General features: G+C 36.1%; 19 protein-coding genes, 1 tRNA gene, 2 pseudogenes and 2 riboswitches. Of the genes and pseudogenes, 13 read left to right on the top strand and 9 right to left on the bottom strand.

Annotation, left to right across the window (positions count from 1 at the left end; translation table 11 throughout):
* Positions 1 to 387: 387 nt before the first annotated feature.
* The 3 genes from SNE38_RS18425 (at position 388) to SNE38_RS18415 (ending at position 4,501) form a co-directional block, all read left to right on the top strand.
* Positions 388 to 2,289, top strand: coding sequence for an ATP-dependent DNA helicase (locus SNE38_RS18425; RefSeq protein WP_191705294.1), 1,902 nt, complete (start codon positions 388 to 390; stop codon positions 2,287 to 2,289).
* A gap of 816 nt (positions 2,290 to 3,105) precedes the next feature.
* Entirely contained in the window at positions 3,106 to 3,603 is a 498-nt protein-coding gene (locus SNE38_RS18420; protein WP_336047081.1) for an RNA polymerase sigma factor, read from the top strand.
* Positions 3,596 to 4,501: a hypothetical protein gene (locus tag SNE38_RS18415; RefSeq protein WP_336047080.1), complete on the top strand. Its 906-nt coding sequence runs from the start codon at positions 3,596 to 3,598 to the stop codon at positions 4,499 to 4,501. The genes SNE38_RS18420 and SNE38_RS18415 overlap by 8 nt, the downstream gene beginning before the upstream one ends.
* A gap of 41 nt (positions 4,502 to 4,542) precedes the next feature.
* Here the strand turns inward: SNE38_RS18415 and SNE38_RS18410 are convergent, their stop codons facing one another.
* Entirely contained in the window at positions 4,543 to 5,004 is a 462-nt protein-coding gene (locus SNE38_RS18410) for a chemotaxis protein CheX (protein ID WP_191705291.1), read from the bottom strand.
* A 376-nt stretch (positions 5,005 to 5,380) separates the two neighbouring features.
* Here SNE38_RS18410 and SNE38_RS18405 point away from each other — a divergent pair, with 376 nt between their 5' ends.
* Together SNE38_RS18405 and SNE38_RS18400 are read left to right on the top strand one after the other, a co-directional pair.
* On the top strand, positions 5,381 to 6,184 hold the full coding sequence (locus tag SNE38_RS18405) for an alpha/beta fold hydrolase (RefSeq protein WP_336047079.1): 804 nt from the start codon (positions 5,381 to 5,383) through the stop codon (positions 6,182 to 6,184).
* A gap of 13 nt (positions 6,185 to 6,197) precedes the next feature.
* The gene (locus tag SNE38_RS18400; RefSeq protein ID WP_336047078.1) at positions 6,198 to 7,178 is read left to right on the top strand and encodes a sensor domain-containing diguanylate cyclase; all 981 of its coding nucleotides are present in this window, start codon (positions 6,198 to 6,200) and stop codon (positions 7,176 to 7,178) included.
* A 74-nt stretch (positions 7,179 to 7,252) separates the two neighbouring features.
* Here the strand turns inward: SNE38_RS18400 and SNE38_RS18395 are convergent, their stop codons facing one another.
* Positions 7,253 to 7,708 carry an NUDIX hydrolase gene (locus SNE38_RS18395; protein ID WP_336047077.1) on the bottom strand — a complete coding sequence of 152 codons (456 nt, stop codon included), beginning with the start codon at positions 7,706 to 7,708 and terminating at the stop codon, positions 7,253 to 7,255.
* Between the two features lie 151 nt (positions 7,709 to 7,859).
* Between SNE38_RS18395 and glsA the strand changes: the two genes are divergently transcribed.
* Positions 7,860 to 8,780 (top strand): glutaminase A, encoded by a 921-nt coding sequence (gene glsA, locus SNE38_RS18390; RefSeq protein WP_191705287.1) that lies wholly within the window; start codon positions 7,860 to 7,862, stop codon positions 8,778 to 8,780.
* A 250-nt stretch (positions 8,781 to 9,030) separates the two neighbouring features.
* Here the strand turns inward: glsA and SNE38_RS18385 are convergent, their stop codons facing one another.
* The 3 genes from SNE38_RS18385 to SNE38_RS18375 all read right to left on the bottom strand — a co-directional run bounded on the left by SNE38_RS18385 (position 9,031) and on the right by SNE38_RS18375 (position 12,986).
* Positions 9,031 to 9,384 carry a hypothetical protein gene (locus SNE38_RS18385; protein ID WP_336047076.1) on the bottom strand — a complete coding sequence of 118 codons (354 nt, stop codon included), beginning with the start codon at positions 9,382 to 9,384 and terminating at the stop codon, positions 9,031 to 9,033.
* 196 nt (positions 9,385 to 9,580) lie between these two features.
* Positions 9,581 to 9,763: riboswitch (cobalamin riboswitch) on the bottom strand.
* A gap of 155 nt (positions 9,764 to 9,918) precedes the next feature.
* Positions 9,919 to 12,207: a 5-methyltetrahydropteroyltriglutamate--homocysteine S-methyltransferase gene (gene metE / locus SNE38_RS18380; RefSeq protein ID WP_336047075.1), complete on the bottom strand. Its 2,289-nt coding sequence runs from the start codon at positions 12,205 to 12,207 to the stop codon at positions 9,919 to 9,921.
* Between the two features lie 158 nt (positions 12,208 to 12,365).
* Positions 12,366 to 12,546, bottom strand: a riboswitch (cobalamin riboswitch).
* Positions 12,547 to 12,839: 293 nt separating this feature from the next.
* Entirely contained in the window at positions 12,840 to 12,986 is a 147-nt protein-coding gene (locus SNE38_RS18375) for a hypothetical protein (RefSeq protein WP_191705284.1), read from the bottom strand.
* Between the two features lie 291 nt (positions 12,987 to 13,277).
* On the opposite strand from SNE38_RS18375, the gene SNE38_RS18370 reads away from it, so the two are divergent.
* The 3 genes from SNE38_RS18370 to SNE38_RS18360 all read left to right on the top strand — a co-directional run bounded on the left by SNE38_RS18370 (position 13,278) and on the right by SNE38_RS18360 (position 14,735).
* Positions 13,278 to 13,601, top strand: a complete 324-nt coding sequence (locus SNE38_RS18370; RefSeq protein ID WP_191705283.1) for a hypothetical protein — start codon at positions 13,278 to 13,280, stop codon at positions 13,599 to 13,601.
* A gap of 138 nt (positions 13,602 to 13,739) precedes the next feature.
* Positions 13,740 to 13,979 carry a glutaredoxin family protein gene (locus SNE38_RS18365; RefSeq protein ID WP_191705282.1) on the top strand — a complete coding sequence of 80 codons (240 nt, stop codon included), beginning with the start codon at positions 13,740 to 13,742 and terminating at the stop codon, positions 13,977 to 13,979.
* Between the two features lie 27 nt (positions 13,980 to 14,006).
* Positions 14,007 to 14,735 carry a hypothetical protein gene (locus tag SNE38_RS18360; RefSeq protein WP_191705281.1) on the top strand — a complete coding sequence of 243 codons (729 nt, stop codon included), beginning with the start codon at positions 14,007 to 14,009 and terminating at the stop codon, positions 14,733 to 14,735.
* Here the strand turns inward: SNE38_RS18360 and SNE38_RS18355 are convergent.
* The 3 genes and pseudogenes from SNE38_RS18355 to SNE38_RS18345 form a co-directional block, all read right to left on the bottom strand.
* Entirely contained in the window at positions 14,732 to 15,019 is a 288-nt protein-coding gene (locus SNE38_RS18355; protein ID WP_191705280.1) for a hypothetical protein, read from the bottom strand. The genes SNE38_RS18360 and SNE38_RS18355 overlap by 4 nt on opposite strands.
* Positions 15,020 to 15,199: 180 nt before the next feature.
* Positions 15,200 to 15,316, bottom strand: a pseudogene (locus tag SNE38_RS18350) (IS3 family transposase); the annotation flags it as partial.
* Between the two features lie 527 nt (positions 15,317 to 15,843).
* Positions 15,844 to 16,416 carry a sigma-70 RNA polymerase sigma factor region 4 domain-containing protein gene (locus SNE38_RS18345; protein ID WP_336047072.1) on the bottom strand — a complete coding sequence of 191 codons (573 nt, stop codon included), beginning with the start codon at positions 16,414 to 16,416 and terminating at the stop codon, positions 15,844 to 15,846.
* A gap of 174 nt (positions 16,417 to 16,590) precedes the next feature.
* Here SNE38_RS18345 and SNE38_RS18340 point away from each other — a divergent pair, with 174 nt between their 5' ends.
* The 4 genes from SNE38_RS18340 to SNE38_RS18325 all read left to right on the top strand — a co-directional run bounded on the left by SNE38_RS18340 (position 16,591) and on the right by SNE38_RS18325 (position 17,472).
* Complete coding sequence (locus SNE38_RS18340; protein WP_336047070.1) at positions 16,591 to 16,833, top strand: glutaredoxin family protein; 243 nt, start codon at positions 16,591 to 16,593, stop codon at positions 16,831 to 16,833.
* A gap of 68 nt (positions 16,834 to 16,901) precedes the next feature.
* A tRNA-Cys gene (locus tag SNE38_RS18335) sits at positions 16,902 to 16,972 on the top strand.
* A 116-nt stretch (positions 16,973 to 17,088) separates the two neighbouring features.
* Complete coding sequence (locus tag SNE38_RS18330) at positions 17,089 to 17,250, top strand: YvrJ family protein (protein WP_191705277.1); 162 nt, start codon at positions 17,089 to 17,091, stop codon at positions 17,248 to 17,250.
* 12 nt (positions 17,251 to 17,262) lie between these two features.
* Positions 17,263 to 17,472, top strand: a complete 210-nt coding sequence (locus SNE38_RS18325) for a hypothetical protein (protein WP_191705276.1) — start codon at positions 17,263 to 17,265, stop codon at positions 17,470 to 17,472.
* Positions 17,473 to 17,773: 301 nt separating this feature from the next.
* On the opposite strand, the pseudogene SNE38_RS19335 reads toward SNE38_RS18325, so the two are convergent.
* Positions 17,774 to 17,935 (bottom strand): annotated as a pseudogene (locus SNE38_RS19335) (IS21 family transposase); the annotation flags it as partial.
* Between the last annotated feature and the right edge of the window lie 162 nt (positions 17,936 to 18,097).

Raw genomic sequence — 18,097 nt, 5'->3', positions numbered from 1 at the left:
GTGCCCGCGGAAAGCGTCCGCCGCAATGGAAATCAACGGCATCGAAGAAAAGGGCATGTTGGAACGAATTTTCGTTCCAACATGCCCTTCCTTATAATTGAATGACTTTTTCAGTGCCCTCGTGCTAAACTAATGTAGTTTTTTGTTGCATATTAGTATTTTTTTTATGTATTTAGATGTATAATGATGAGTACAGAATTTTTTTTCTTCATTTGGCAGATTTCCTAAATGCTGTGGATTTTTAGGGGGGGTTTTGGGGAAAATCCAAAATCCGGACACAATTTTGCCGAGGCAGAATTGAATTGGCCAAATTTAATTATAAAGCGTGGATTTGCGGAAGGAATGGGTGATTATTCCTTCCGCTTCATATTGAGGAGGAACATCCATTTGAGAAAATCTTTACCTTTTGAACTTTCAAGAGAAAAAACTTTCTTTGATTCGTTAGGTGATTGGCTCGGTGACGTATTATATGATGAGCTACCAGAACGAGGCTTTGAGTGCCGTGATGAACAAATTTTCATGGCTTACCAGATAGAACAAGCATTAAAAGAAAAGAACGTATTATTTGCAGAAGCGGGTGTAGGGACAGGGAAAACAATTGCATACTTATTACCTGCTGTATCATACGCACGCTATACAGGAAAACCAGCTTTAATCGCCTGTGCAGATGAAACATTAATCGATCAGCTAGTAAAAGAAGGCGGAGATATTCATAAACTGCGTGATGTGTTGGACCTTGAAATCGATGTCCGTCTTGCAAAATCACGTGATCAATATTTATGTTTAAAGCGTTTTGAAGAAGCGGAAAAAACGGAAACGGAAGACTGGATTGATGATATTGCTTTTTCTATTCCGGATGGTGTATATGCACAGGGAAGCATGATTGCAGTACAGCCTTACGGAGAGCGTTCGGATTACCCGCTAGTGACGGACGAAGATTGGCAAAAAGTTAATTACAATTCCATTATGCAATGTGCTGTTTGTGACTTACGCAATCGTTGTGGCCAAACATTGCATCGTGCTCATTACCGAAAATCAACAGACCTTATAATTTGTTCCCAGGACTTTTTAATGGAGCATTTAGCAACGAAGGAGTCCCGTGAGCGTGAGGGGCAATTGCCTCTATTACCGGAAGTATCGATGATGGTATTGGATGAAGGTCATTTATTGGAATATGCAGCCCAAAAAGCATTAACAAATAAAGTGCAAGCTTATACAATTGTAGAGTTGTTGGAGCGTTTAATGGTGGATGGTGTGCGTGAACGTACACTATATGCAATGGAGCATTTACAAGATCATCACGAACTGTTTTTTGACCAATTGCGTGAAGATGTGATTAAGTCAGAGGAAGACAGAAAACGGATAGTGAAATCAGAGCGCCTTATTCAAATGGGTGAACGTGTTATAGCAGATGTGGATCAATTGTTGGAGGAATTAGTATTTGAATCAGAGCTTTACATGATTCCAGAATACGAGCTCAATATGGCGGAAGAGTTTTTAGAGCATTACGTAGCAGCAATGCGCATTTTCGTTGCACAGGGCGATGCGGTTGATTGGCTGGAGGATACTGATGGGGAAGAAACATTAGTAATAATGCCACGCCTTATTACAGACGTGCTATCTGAAACATTATTCTCGAAAAAAATGCCGATTGTATTCTCGTCTGCAACGTTATCTGTAAAAAAAGATTTCAGCTATATTGCTGCGAGTTTAGGCATTGAAAAATATCAGAGCTTTAGTGTACCATCACCGTTTGATTATGAAGAAGTGATGAAAATTTACTTGCATGAACTTTCTCAAACTGACAAAGTTACAAAAGTTGAGCAGCTTCTAAAAGATGAAAAGCAAACGTTAATTCTGTTTAAATCAAAGCAGGCGATGAATCAGTTTAAAGCTAATGTCGGTTTAATGACGCGACTGAATATTGCATTCGAGGGCGACCGTGAACTATCGGCTATTGTCCGTGAATTCCAAAACGGTGAAATTCAGGCATTATGCTCCTATCATTTATGGGAAGGATTGGATTTACCGGAAGAAGCGTTAACACGCGTTATTATTTTCGATTTGCCATTCCCACCTCATGATCCGTTATTCGATGCGAAACGTTCATTTGCACAAAATCCTTTTGAAGAAGTTGAGTTGCCATTCATGCAGCTTCGTCTTCAACAAGGAATGGGCCGTTTAATTCGTACTTCGAATGATCATGGTGATATTCATATTTTATTAAATGATGAAGAAGTAAAAGTAAAATCAAACTTTGTCGACATTTTGGCAGTAGAGCCACAATAATGTTTTTAACCCGTTCGTTTATTCGGACGGGTTTTTTGTTTTTTAGTTCTCAATGTATCAAGAAAGACGGAGGAATTTCGTTTTTTCTATCTAAACTAATTTTGGCTCATTATCATAATTGGGATTGCTTTTCTAATAAAATTCCACTAATTGGTTGATGGGCTACGGCAAGACAGTGATAAAACCAATTGCTAAAAAAATAATACGCCATCAAAGCATTAGTTTTTAATAAGGGAAGATTTTACCGTTATTTAAATGTTTTTGCTCATTTTGGGATAAATAAGGGAACGTTTTACCGTTATTTTAAATAAAATCCCAAATTTTCATGTTTTTTAGGCCAATAACGGAAATTCCTTCCCTTATTTTCACTATTTTTTATGTTATTTTCGAAATAACGGAAATTCCTTCCTCTATTTCCCTTATTACGCAATTCAATCTCCCTGAAGCCCCCAACATAATTTCTTCAACGAAAAAGAGTTATGCGAAGTGTAGGGACGGACTCCTTGGCGATGAAGCGTGCGCGGAAAATGGGTTGCTCCTGTCGCTGACGCTTTCGTCACAAAGCTTTGGAGCCACGCCGCTCGGAAAGTCTACCCCAGAAGGAACGTAGTATCAATGGACGAAAGCTTCAAAAACACTTGATTAAACACCCCGCTAGTGCAGCAGAACTGATTTTATTAGCTAAATCTAATCTTATTTTTTCAATTTTGTATCCCCGACTTATGGTGATGAACCCAATTTTTGAATTTTTGCTAAAATAAAGTGAGTCAAACAGAAATTTGAATCGTCTATATGTTTAAGGAGGTGGGAAACGAATTGCCGATTAAAAGCATGTACGTCACTTATAGTGATAGCATTTACCAGTTTATTTATTTTTTAGTTGGGGATGATGAGCTGGCAAAAGATTTAACACAGGAAACCTTTCTAAAGGCAATCAATAGCAACCCCCAATTTCGTGATGAATCAAGCGAAAAAACATGGCTCTCAAAAATAGCGCGCAATCTCGTTTATGACCATTTTCGCCGTAAAAGACTATTGAAATTTATCCCGTTTCTACATGAGCATGAACAAATCGATTATACATATTCACCAGAACAATGGCTAGAAGCGAAAAATGAGCAATATGAGCTTTATGAAGCATTAGGAAAGTTACCTCACCATTACCGTGAAGCAATTGTATTACGGAAAATAGAACAATTTTCCATTAAAGAAAGTGCTCAAATATTAGGGTGGAATGAAGCAAAAGTAAAAAATGCCACAGAGCGCGGGATGAAAAAAATGAATGAGCTGCTAGGAGGGGAGCGAGATGCTTGATTCAAAATTAAGATCATTAGAGAGAAAAACCCTTGATGAAGAAACAAAGAATAGCCAACTTCTAAAATTAAATAAGCGAAATAAAGATTACATGAAAAAACAAAAGTTTACGTACAGTGTAACACTCGTGCTCTTTGGATTATTATTATTTGTATTTTCTCAAACAATTACAGAATCCCCAAAATCTATACAGTCGCAGCAACTAACAAATTTCGAGCTTGGGGAAGTAACGAAAGCCTACTACCTTTACAGTAAACGTGCTGATCGAATGTACAACTTAACTTCACCCTTTTATACTGATAAAATATTTACAACAGATCCGGCTGTATTAAATGAATTTGAGCTGTTATTTAAAAATAGTGAATGGTTACCTTTTAATGGGGATTTAACAAAATATACTACCTCAATAAATTACTTATTTCAATTAGAGAACGGGGAAAGTGTATATTTAAAAGAAATAAATGAGGACGGATTTTTCGTTAATCCGAATACAATGATGCAAACTAAATTAGCGCAACAAAGCCATGAACAATTTGTGTCCTACTGGATGCATATTTATATGGGAAAAAACGAATTTCCGCCTTGGAAAATTGGGGTGCTGACAATTTTATTATTAATATTTGTTTATGCAGCGATCAAATCAAATAAGAGAGGAACAAATGAAAAAAACTCATCGCTTATTAATTTAAGTGGTTTAGGACTTGCATTTTTTTGTATCCATAAAATGAATGAGTGGCTTGGTGTAAATCATTTGCTGACGCTGTTATTAATATTTACTTTTTTTATGTCCGCTACTGTATATTTACACATTTTAATAAAAAAACAAGAGCCAAATTGGAAATATCATATACAAAGAATATTTATGGCAAATATTGTTCTGTTTGTATTATTTATCTAAAAAAACCTATCCACTCTTTTCAGTGGATAGGCCTATTAATATTACTCTTCTTCAACATCAATTGTATAAAGAATATTGATTTCTCCAATACCTTCTATTGTTGCGGGTATAATAAATGCTTGCTGGAACCCATATAATTTAGTATGACCTACCATAACAGTAGGAGGTGTGATATCGAGTTCCAATTCATATTGTCCTGCATATGTACATAAATTACCAGCAATCATATTTCCAAGCTCACCTGTAAATGATTCCAACATGGGACCTTCTAAAGGCATGCCAAACATCGCTGAGCCAATTGAACCGAAAATTTCCGGAGATCCATCTATTATTACGCGACCTTTTAAATCACCGACTAACCCTATAAGTACACCCATCTCTTTTTGTTCATAAGGTTCTGTTGCAATAGAAGGAGATTTTACATCTATATTCACAGGTATTATAGATTTTAATGAATGTATTGTACCATTCAAAATGGTTTGAATATGCTTAGAAGTACTCAAATGAATTCCCCCTTTACCATGACTTTTATTACATATTATCACGTTACTTTAGTATGTGTATACAAAAAACCCAAAAGAAAAGTCATTGACGCTAAAATTGAAACGATTTATAATGAAATTGATAATTATTATCAACTGTTAAGGCGGTGTTAAAATGTTGTATGCTATAGTGGGAGCAACAGTTATTGTTTATTTATCGATCGGTAACTTTGTATTAAAAAATGTCGCAAAATAATGCCAAAAAGCTTTTATTAAAATAGTAATTTTTCAGCGCGATGTCAACTTGACAAAGCGCTTTTTTCATTGTTAACATAGAAATTTATTGGAAAATATTCCTTATTGAAAAGTATAATAACTAATTAAAAGTGAGGTCATTATGAAAATCAATATTGCAGAGAGAAATAATGTAACAGTGATTGGGAAAGGCGAGCAAGTGTTATTATTTGGCCATGGATTCGGGTGCGATCAAACTTTATGGCATTCTTTAACGACTTACTTGGAGGAAGCATATAAAATTATTTTATTTGATTATGTTGGTGCTGGGAAATCTGATATTTTGGCGTACGATTCTATAAAATACAATAGTTTGGATGGTTATGCACAAGATGTCATCGATGTCATTGAAGCATATCAACTTGAAAATGTTATTTTTATTGGACATTCCGTAAGTTCGATGATTGGTATGCTTGCAGCAATTAAAAGACCACAATACTTTTCAAAATTAATTATGATCGGACCATCTCCTTGCTATTTAAATGAAGGAAGCTATACAGGGGGCTTCAGCCGCAGCGAAATTGAAGAGCTACTGGAAACGATGGAAATGAATTTTGAAGGCTGGGCAAGCTATATGGCACCTTTGGCAATGGATCAATCCAGTGACTCAATTTTAACCAAAACACTTGAAAGAACTTTTGTTTCGACCAATCCTAGTATTGCACGACAGTTCGCTGAAGTAACTTTCTTTAGTGACTATCGTCAACGATTAGGTGAGTTGCAGCTTCCCACATTAATCTTGCAATGTGCGAATGACAGCATTGTCCCAATTGAAGTAGGGGACTATTTAAATGAACATATATTGGATAGTGAATTAGTTATTTTAAATACAAGAGGCCATTACCCGCATTTAAGTGCTCCAAATTTAACTGCAGAAATCATTTTACAATATTTAAAGCGAGGATAGGGGAGAAATATAAATGGATAGTCGATTATCTCAATTACCTTGTGGATATATAGAAACCGATATGCAGTATACAATTGTAAATGTAAATGAAACATTTTTAGTGTGGACAAATTTCAAACGGGAAGATCTAATCGGAAAACATATTGAAAAATTATTTTCTTCAAGTAGTAAATTAATTTTTCATTCCTATCTATATCCGAATATGTCGATTTATCGTTTGGTCGATGAGTTGTTTATTCATGTACAAAATACAGAAGGGCAAACGATTCCGTGTTTAGTTAATGCAAAGCAACTTCAATCGGAAGAAGAAGTATTCGTGTCTTTTGTTTTTATGTCAATGAAAAAAAGAATTGACTATGAGCGTGAAGTTCGTCATGCAAAGAAACTGTTGGAAGAGGCATATAAAGAAAAAACTATAGCATTTGAGGATCTTCACCGAATTAACAAAGAAATTGAAAAAAAACAAGAACAACTAATTTGTATAAATGAAGAGCTTAAGGAAATTTCAAATACAGATAACTTAACAGGAATTGCAAATCGGCGTTGGTTCCAGCAACAGCTTACTCATCATGTAATAAAATATAATCAGGAAGGTGTTCCTTTTTCATTACTCGTCCTGGATATTGACCATTTTAAACAAGTAAATGATACATACGGGCATGCAGTTGGAGATTTAGTATTGGCTCAATTGGCGCTGATTTTAAATACTACGGCACGTGAAAATGATACCGCCGCAAGATTTGGTGGGGAAGAATTTGTTTTACTGTTAGGCGAAACCGCTGAAGATGAAGCAATTCAAATTGCACAAAATCTAAATATAAAGATTGAGCAAACGATTTGGCCGACAATAGGAAGAATGACGGTAAGTATAGGGTGTGCTACGTTTAAAGAAGGGGATACAGAAAAATCCATTTTTGAACATGCAGACGAGGCGCTTTACGCAACGAAGCGGAATGGACGGAACCACGCTACACAATATGAATTGATGACATAATATCAACATAGAAGAGGCTATTGAATGGAAATTTCAGTAGCCTTTTGAAATTCAAGAAAACTAGCTGATAAGCATTATATTACATTTGCATCTAAATATTTGCGGATTACTACTTGGTCAGGGGGGCTGATTTTTTCAGGCAAAGCATCCAAAGAAAAGAATTTTAAATCTTTCGCTTCATCGGAATCATAACGCAATGAACCGTAGTAGTCGTCGCAAATAAAAGTTGTGGCAACAACATATACTTCATCTCCATGGGGGTATTGATAATATAATTCTTTGCCGGAGAATATACCAAACTGTTGTAGACGATTTGCTGTAAGCCCAGTTTCTTCGTACATTTCACGCATAGCTACATCTTCTAATGTTTCCCCTAGTTCCATCGATCCACCTGCAAGTCCCCAGCAACCATTATCTTTCCTTAATTGCATTAGTAATTGCTTATGTTCATTAAAAATGAGCACACAAGCACCAACCATAATAAGGGGAGCAGTACCAACTTTCTTTCGTAAATTCATAATATAACTCATTGTGTGAACTCCTTTGGTTATTTTTAACAATTGACGCTTAATGAATAATCAAGGTTTCCATAACCTGATTTTTAAGGTTTTATAATAACGGATAAAATGGGGAAGAATTCGTAATAGATAGTATTGAGAGGTGGGTAGCTAGTAGCCATAAATGAAAAAACTACAGGGAATTTATGAACATGCTGCACAGATGACGGCTAAAGGTAAGGTTGCGACATATATCCCGGCTCTTGCTACGGCTAATCCGGATGCTTTTGCTGTCAGTTTAGTATCAATGGAAGATAAGATAGATTTTGGTGAATGTACACAACTTTTTACGCTTCAAAGTGTAGTAAAGGTATTTAGTTTTATGGTGGCAATGAATCACCATGGCATCGAGGAAATTTTGCGTTATGTTGATGTTGAACCTACAGGTGATTCCTTTGATTCTATCGTCCGTTTAGAAAGTCACAATAATAAGCCATTTAACCCGATGATTAATGCAGGTGCAATTACAGTAGCATCTTTATTACCAGGGGAAACGATGTACGAAAAGGTGAAATCAGTAACTCTATTTTTAGAGCAAATTATAGGGAAGAAAGTACACATCGACAACGAAGTTTATTTATCAGAATATCATGCGGCCGATTATAACCGCGCGATTGCCTATATTTTGCAGGCAAATGGGTTTTTAAAATCAAACGTAGAGGAAGCATTGCAAGTATATTTACAGCTCTGCTCCATATCGGTCAATGTAGAGGATTTAGCGAAAATGGCTCTTTATTTTGCGACTAATGGTGAAAAGAGTACCGCCACTTGCAGTAAAGAAGTGATCCATATTGCTAAAGCATTAATGTTCACCTGCGGAATGTACAATGCATCAGGGAAGTTCGCGGCTTTCATTGGGTTACCGGCAAAAAGCGGTGTGTCCGGAGCGATAATCGCAGTTGTGAAAAATGGGGCAATTGAGCACCTACAAGGTCCAATTGGAATAGGGATTTATGGTCCTGCAATCGATCAAGTCGGCAATAGTGTCGCTGGCATTGCCTTTTTAACACAGTTATCAAAGGAATTCGACCTGTTTTGTTTATAAAGAAAAGGAACAGTCTTACATAATGAATGAGAGACTGTTCCTTAATTTATTTACTTAATGAAAATGATGATAGTTGACGTCTGGTTATCAATAGATCATGGTGATTTCAATTATTCAGCATCAATAGTTTCGATATCTACCGCTATGTAATGCGGCTGTTCATCAATTAAGAATTCAAAATAAATAATATGACCATTCTCTTTTATTGTTTGCAGAGGCTTCAATTTAAAACATTTTTCATTTAATAACTTTATTTGCTGTTATCAACGGCTAGACCAATTAATTCGTATTTTACATGTAAATATGCATAATTGATCTCTTTATATTCTTGTGGAGATTGATTAATTAGTTGCTCCGCATATTTTTTTATACTTTCTGTAGCTTCATGCAGATTATTAAATAAAACAAATTCTTTTAGTTTGTTAATATAAAAGTCGGTTGTCTTTTGAAAACAGGCAGCTGTAATTTCCTTATAATCATTTGGTGATTGCGCTAACAATTGTTGTTTAATGCTTTTAATGGTATTTGCATCTGCCTCTGTTTGATGTGTTGAAATTACTTCATTCATCAATTGCATAAATTGAAGTACTTTGTCCAATTGCATATTATATTCCTCCTATAGTCCAAAAAAAATAGCAACATTGTAAATTGAAGTTGTTGCTAAATGGTCGCTTCATAAAGAGACAAGGAATACAAGAGAAGTTTTCTTTTTCGCAATGAAAACCTTTGTATAATTGTCGCACTATGAGCATGAAGAATATTTACTTTCATACTCTAAACCTCCTATCCGCGTAGGTTAATGGTTTGTACTTGAAAAGGCAGGTCTCCTGGCTTATCATCAACGCTCCTCACACCTTCCCATTTTCGGCAATAGTGGTTTATTGTGAGTTGCTCCGAATCACAGTTGCGGGACAGCGACGGATTCACACCGTTCTTCCCTTTTAATTAAATGTTAAATTTAAACCTTTTCCAGTAAAATTTAGTTATTCTTAGATAGCTATTTGTAAACAATAAGGGGAGAGTAATACAAATAGCTATCCTACAATGACTAAACTTAAATGAATTAGCAATCGAAATATAATTGGAAGAGTAAACCACTAATGTTTTGTTCTTAGTGGTTTACTGTATTTTAGTGAAATCAGACAGATAATACTTGCGCGCGTAATAGCTTAGCGGCTTCTACCATATTCGTTAATGAAGCAATCGTTTCAGACTCATGTCGCGTTTTTAAACCACAGTCAGGATTAACCCAAAATTGTTCTGTAGGAATGACAGCAAGACTCTCTTCTAATATCGAACTAATTTCAGCTACACTTGGAATACGGGGGCTATGAATATCATAAACGCCTAAACCAATTCCAAGCTCATATGGATGAACTTTTAACGAATTAATTAGCTCTCCATGGCTTCTTGAAGTTTCCAATGAAATAACATCTGCATCCAATGCGCGGATTGGATCGATAAAATCATTGAATTCGCAATAGCACATATGGGTATGAATTTGTGTATCTACCGCAACTTTTGATGTTGCGAGCTTAAACGAATCCACCGCCCATTGTAAATATTCATCCCAATTTTCTTTGCGTAAAGGAAGCCCTTCCCGAAGTGCAGGTTCATCAATTTGGATAATTTTTATGCCTGCATCTTCAAGTGCCTTTACTTCCTGCTGAATCGCTAAACCTAGCTGGAATGCCACTTCTTTTCTTGAAATGTCCTCGCGAACGAATGACCAATTTAAAATAGTGATAGGTCCAGTAAGCATGCCTTTTACATATCTTGAAGTAAGTTTTTGCGCTTCCACTACCTCTTTAATGGTCATTGGATGTGTCCATTCGACATCACCGTATATGATTGGTGGTTTAACGCAACGGGAACCGTATGAAACAACCCAAGCATTTTTCGTAAAGGCAAATCCAGTCAAATGCTCTCCGAAATATTCCACCATATCTGTTCGTTCAAATTCTCCATGTACTAATACGTCTAACCCAATTTCTTCTTGAATTTGAATCCAACGAGCCGTTTCTTCCTTTACAAACGCATCGTATTGTTCGTCTGTAATTTCCTTCTTGCGCCATGCCGAACGTGTTTTCTTTACTAGTTGAGATTGAGGAAAGCTCCCAATTGTTGTCGTAGGGAAATCAGGAAGCTTTAACGATTTCTTTTGCAGTACTTGGCGTTCTTTAAATGGGACAGAACGTGAGAAATCGGAATCCTTAATTCCTTCAACTAAAGCTTTAACTTGCTCATTTTTTCGTATAGCGTGTGTTGCCAAAGATTCAATCACTTTAATGCTATCTGCGACGATACCTTCTTTACTCCACGTTCCATGCTGAATGTAATTTGTTATATGTGCAATTTCACGTATTTTTTCGTCTGCAAAAGCAAGCGCATCGTATAATTCATGCGGAAGATTTTGTTCTGATTTTTTTGTAACAGGGACGTGCTGTAGACTGCAGGAAGAACTAATCCATAAATCATTAACACCACTTAGTTGCTTAACTGTACTTATTGTAGAAACAGCTTCTGCTAAGTTAACGGACCATATATCCCGACCGTTAATTATTCCGATACTTAACGTTTTATCCTTAGGGAAACCATATTGTAAAAGCGATTTCATATTTTCTTTCTTACCGTGTACGAAATCTAAGCCAATACCTGCGACAGGTAAATTACATAAGCGCTCAAATGAAGTTAATGCCTCAAAATAAGTCTGTATCAATATATTTGCCTGAGGTACAGCTTCCGTTAACTGCTTATACACTTCTTCGATTAATAAAATCTCTTCTTCCTCAAGATTTTTTGTGAAAGAAGGTTCTTCGATTTGAATCCAATCAGCACCAGCATCTACAAGTTGTTGGATTACTTCCGCGTATAGCGGAATTAATTTTAAAAAGAAGGCTGCACGGGTTTTTTCGTCATAACCTTTTGCTAAATCAACGAAAGTATAGGGACCGATAAGTGTTGGTTTTCCAATGATGCCTAGTTCATTCTTAGCTTCTTCAAACTGTTGTAGGATGTAGTTATTTGTTAAGAATAATTCCTGGTTTTCATATTCCGGAACAATGTAATGGTAGTTTGTATTAAACCATTTCGTCATTTCACTTGCGATTACTTCGTCTGTACCACGTGCCATTGCATAGTATTTAGTTAACGGTGAGGCATTTTGTAGTATATTATAGCGTTCAGGAATGAGGTTAAACATTACCGCCAAATCCAACACACGATCGTATTTTGTATAGTCCCCGATAGTAATTAACTGTAGTCCTAAATCCTGTTGACGTTTTAAGCGATTCAGGCGAATAATTTTTAGCTGTTCTTCAAATACATCTTCTTCTATCTCTTTTTTCCAAAATTTTTCTAAAGTCTGTTTCCATTCTCGGTTAGCTCCAATATAAGGGTAACCGATAACATTACTAACAATATTCATTTGATAAGCCTCCTCAATGTATTTACATATCCCAAATAAAAAAGCTGTTTCCAATGTGACTTGGAAACAGCTTAGGACTTATCTATGCATAGTAAAATAAACGTCTATAATTGACGCTTTATTCGCACAGAACACCACCTATTTCCACGTAGGTATCGGGTGTGTACTAGAAAAAGGCAGGTCTCCTGACTTAACATCAACGCGTCTCTTACCTTCCCGTTATTTAACAGTGGCTTTTTAAGAGTTGCTCCGTAATACAGTTGCGGGACAGTGTTGGATTCGCACCAACTTCCCTTTTAAACGCACAACAATGTGCGTACCTTTTCTTACACGTTATGTAATTGTACAAACTATAGCATAAAAGGAATCATAAATGTATACCTCGGTTATAAAAAATATAGAATTTTCAGTAAAAAACGCAAAAAGAGAGACTTATTACAGCTTTTTATCAAAATTTGAAGGGAGAAATAGAATTTTAATGATATCGCTTAATAAAATTAACAAATAATAATATGGCTGAACTTTTTAAATGAACATATGGAGGATGTACTCGTAATTTCTTTTAAGTGATCCCATAATGTATTCTCCCCTTGACCATAAGAATGAATGGCTACTGCTGGGACATTGATTTGCTAGGCAATGTACTGGATAACACTATGGGAAATTCTTTTAAAATGTGTGTAAGACCAACCTGCCTGAAAGCCAGTCGTTTTCAGGGTTTGAATTAGTTCTGTTCGTTGACTGTCTGTTAATAGTTCGCGTCCTCTTGAAGTTTTCATGATTCACCATCCTAATAATTGATTATAATTTCAGCAAGTCGACTGTCATTTTAATGGACAGTCGACTACTTATAGCATAATAAATTCTTTTTAAACATTCTGCACAACTTACTCTTTAATTATTAATTTTAATTCCTCATAGTCCCTCACTTTTTGACAGTGCTTGCTGCTCATCTCTCACACCGTTTCTACCACTAAAATACATATAAATTGGCTGGGATTTTGATAAAAGCCTTGTTCGACCCTCTTTCTTAAATAGTAACACAATAATAAGAAAAAAGGAGAATGAATATGGCAAGTTATAATCTTACTTATGATTTTAAAGAGACATTAGTGGGGCAGAGTCGGACGTTTAATGATAAGGGTAACGACCAAACAATTACGTTGACGCTCAATTCGAAAGCTAACAATTCAGGTGGTCGATCAGATGAATACGTTGTTCAATTGCAGGCGCAAGCTCAGCGTATGTGGTTTACAGTAAAAACAGCTTCATTTCCACGGAACGGCACGAAAACGGTAAAGTTTACAGATATGGTTGGTACGGCTTATCGGCTAAGATTTGAGAAATCGACGGATGATGTCCGAGTAACCGGTACTGGGGTTATGAGTAACTAGAAAAAAACCATTATAATATCGGCTTATCTTATAGATGAGCCGGTATTCTCAATGAATACGTGCGATGTAAAAATATTTGACTATTCGTTTGATTATTCAGGGTTATGCATCTCTTTTGTATTACAAGGGGGGGAAGAAATGAATGACGTAACCGTGTATACGCAAGCGCGTTGTGGGTATAGTGGCCAGTTAAAGGACTTTCTGAAAAGGAACCATATTGAATATACCGAGAAAGATGTCTCTGACCGTAAGCATTTTGATGAGTTGATGGAACTGAAAGGTCAAGGGGTTCCGTTTACTTTGATTTACAATAAGCCATACGCAGGCTTCAATGAGAGAGTAAAAACTGCTCTCATGAGCTTCAACTCCCAAAATTAACAAAAAATACTAATAGAGGTGACTGGAATGAATAAGTTTTCACGTTTTATCCCGAGTTACGAAAAAGAACAGTATGAAGATGTTTTTGCGAAAGCAGCGTTTACAGACGTTTTAAGCGAATTAAATCTGGGCGAGCCGGAAAATACAGATATTGTGAAGGTTACGCATTCAGATGAAGGAAGTACCGTAATAGAAATCAATAAGCTAATGAGCTTTGGTAACAAGGCCCAGGTAATCTTAAAACAATATGAAGCGAAGTCGGAAAGTCAAACAGACACAGCAGAAGTGGTGCAGGTTTGGGTGCAAAACGGTGCAAAAGTTGTCACTAAGGAATATGTAAATGGGGAACTTAATTTAGAACAACCAGTAGAGATAATGCATGATGTCTATAAGGATTATGTAAAGATTCCAGAAGTAGCGGAGGAGCACGAAGAACTCTTAGCAGAAATAATGTATGATCCAACCAGCTGTATCAGTTCTGGTTCTTGTTGTTACTTTGAAGGTCAACGCTACGAGCATTGCGGGAAATCGTGTGGCATTTATAATAACGCTGGTGGAGGAACCCCAATCAATGCGATTGACCGTTGTTGTGTAACGCATGACAGGGATCTCCAAGGTCCAATGCCTAGGATTTCAGTATGTGACGCTCATAAAAAGTTAATTAAATGTATGGATGGATTAAAAGGACCTGGTGATACTACAATCCGTACTGGAATCCGAGCTGACGCGTTATTAAAAGGTTGCGGGTTCATTTAATAAACAATTTCGTTAAGGAATGGCATAACTATCCCCAAGACGAACAAAACGATGGCGATGTAAAGGACGGTACCGGCTATTGGTAGAATCCATTTTTGCTTCTTGTATTGGAACCAGTAATTAACTGCCCACATGGCGAGCAGAAAAACAATAAGACCGAATTTAAACATGTCAGATTCTTGGACTGGGCTAATATTTACCACAGAGAAAAACGCGAGGAAACCGATCGCTCCTAAAAGGAGTAAGTTGACAACATGCACGATGATATTATAATTGTTTTTCATTAAATCTCCACCACCCTGGTAATTTCTAGTATAATGACCTACAGAATACTATAAGTGACATCAATGAACAACAGGAAAATGTCCTATGTAAAAAGACTGTTTATGTAAATAGAGCAAGGTACTATTAAAAAACACAGCCTGCTTGAAGTGACCCCTAAAAGTTAGACACGGTTATTTCATCTAGGCAGCTTGGGTGAACTGAGTTCGGTATTGCACCGGACTCAGTTTTAATTTTGCCTTGATTCGTTTCGTGTTGTAATATTTCATGTATTTTTCTAGTTCTACTTTAACATTGTCTGAATACTTTTTGTCATCTAGGTCTTTTAAGAGGTTCGGGTCCTTTAAATAGCTACAAATGTGTTGTATGGGATGGGGCAAGTTCTTTTATAGAAATAGGTAATAAAGAAATAAACGAACTATAAAAAGTTCAGACAACAAATAGTTATGTATCAAATATAGAACAACTTTGGGGGATCAGCAGGTGTTCAAATCTCTTGGTTTGAAATTGTCGCGCACGTCTCCCTCTTTCATGACGATGAAACCCCACTCTAAATCAGAGTGGGGCTTTTATTGTACTCTTGTTGAACATGCAGAGAAAGAATAGAGGCAGGTTTATTTCTTTTTATTAATGAATTCTAAAAATCCTGGTACTTCTAATTCATTGAGCATTTTCATTTTCTCGATGATTTTAATTCTTATTTCTTGCTTCATATCTTCCTGGTCATTATGCGGGACATTACTGACAACCTTCTTTATTCTAAGTTCGAAATCATCAATTATTTTTTCACAGGCAACATCATCAATTTTACAAATAGAAATCCCTCCTAACTATCCTTTACGGATTGTCTTAGAACTTTTATGGCTTTATTGTGATTATAGGAAATGACTTGCTTGGTTTCGCATATGATATCCGCTATTTCTACATCCTTTAAATTGTACTGGTATTTGAGGGTGAGTACCCTTTTTTGTTTATCAGAAAGAGAGTTCCAAGCTTTATATAGATTCAAGTCTTCGAATAATTCCTCCAAAGGGAGCTGGGAGGAATCTAACATAGGTTGTTCATAGGATGGCAGGGTATCCTTCATAGTTGTGTTTCCGCTTTCGTTTTCGCTTATAGGGTTGTCTAGAATGAGTTGTTGTGTTGCACGGTACTTATTAATTCTCTTATCTAGGTCTATGGAATAGTAATGTATGAGCTTGTCGATATAAGCGATTACTTTGACCCGTTTGTAATAGGCTTTAAAAGCGGAATCCAGTTCATTTTTTATCTCTGGGCTTGGCGATTCAATGAATGCTGAAAATTTTTGATAGTTGGCCTCAACCTTTAAGAAATTTAATACGATAGGTTCTTTTAGTTTTTCTCTTTCTTGAGTTGTGAACGAATAACTAGGCTCCAATTTCATCCCCCCTTTTTACATATTAAAGAGAATAAAATACACAAATAGTCAAAATAATGAGAACGTATGTTCTGCATTACGTTCTCATTTTATATAAAGTTTTATTTTTTTACAATCTTTCTTTGACTCTATTCTGATTTCATTCTCTTTATAGGGGACAAGGAGGAGATTAAGATGTCAAAAACAGAAGTAATAATCTATGGTGCGAATTGGTGTGTACATTGTAGTAACGCTAAAGATTGGTTAGACAAAGAAAACATTCCGTATGAATTCAAGAATATAGATAAACCACAAAATAAAGCATATTTAAAGGATTTAAATGTGCAAGGTATCCCATTTATTGAAGTGAAAACAGAAGGAATGGATACGGTGCATATTCAAGGTTTTAACCCTGACCAGCTGTTGGACACTATTTAATGATTGCTAAGGTGGGGAGGTTTTTGAAAATATAGATTTTCACCTTCCCGATCTTTTGATTAAGATATGGCGGTGTAGCCAAGCAGTAAGGCAAAGGACTGCAAATCCTTGAACCTCGGTTAGATTCCGGGCTCCGCCTCTATCAATCAGGTATTTTTGTACAGCAAGAAACCTCTCAACCTTATACAGGAGGTCTCCATCTTACTTATATTGATGTTTTGATGGTGATGATACAAGACGAGAGAGGGGGATAAAATGACTCAAGAAAATATTCCTATTTGGATTAGTTTAATAGGGAATTTTGGATTCCCGATTGCGATAACGGTATACCTGTTTGTTCGGTTTGAACGTAAACTGGATCATTTAGAAAAAGTCATAATGGAACTATCCACTGTCATAAAAAACCTTAAAAAATAAGGGGGCGTGAATATGGATATCAGTATATTGATGAATTGTTATTGTAAGTCGAGAAAAACGACAAACTTCTACTCGAAAATGCTACAAAGTGAAAATATTGGTGCTATAGAGAAAGAAGCAATATATGACCTTTTATTAGAAAGTGTAAAAGCTTCTACTAAGATAAAGAATTTATGTGAAAGAAGATATGAGCATTGCGAATGTGAAGTTCCTCTAGAATAAAAACCCACCCAAATAAGGGTCGCTTTTACTTTCAGGTTTACATGAGTAGATTCATCTCTTTAATAGATAAGGAGTGTAATTTGACCACACTTCCTTTGTGAAGGGGAGAGTCGCACTGGGGGAAGGGAAATGACAGAAAAGAAGATAAAATTAATTCCATTTAAGAGGGAAATTAAATGTTAAACTTTTTTAAAAGCCGGTGATGTATGCTGCTCAAATATGGCTTCCTGTTCAAGTAAATGGCGAATACTTGGTAAACGCAGTTCTTTACACATTTCAATCATTTCTGCTTACTTGTCCATTATTGAATCACTCCTGTTCCTTTAGAATGAAATAACGCTGCTAATGACGATAAATTATCTAAGGATTGGCTGGTGACATCATCTTGGTATGATAGAACTGTACGTACTTCAGCTGACTGTTCTGCTAAGAAAGTAATTTTATCGGTTGTTATATGAACCAATCCATCGATAAATAAGATAAAGCCACTTAGACAAAGTGGCTTTCAGATTGTCGACAAAAGGCATCGAGAGCTCGTCTCTCGATGCCTTTTGTCATTTCTTTTATCAAATTAGGTCCCGAAGTTCTGTAAAAGTTCTCCTCTTCGAGGGAATATGCCCTCTAT

Source organism: Solibacillus ferritrahens (assembly GCF_037027585.1).
Taxonomy (GTDB): domain Bacteria; phylum Bacillota; class Bacilli; order Bacillales_A; family Planococcaceae; genus Solibacillus; species Solibacillus ferritrahens.
The sequence above is the reverse complement of the archived record's forward strand: the minus strand, read 5'-3'. Positions and strand labels throughout refer to the sequence as shown.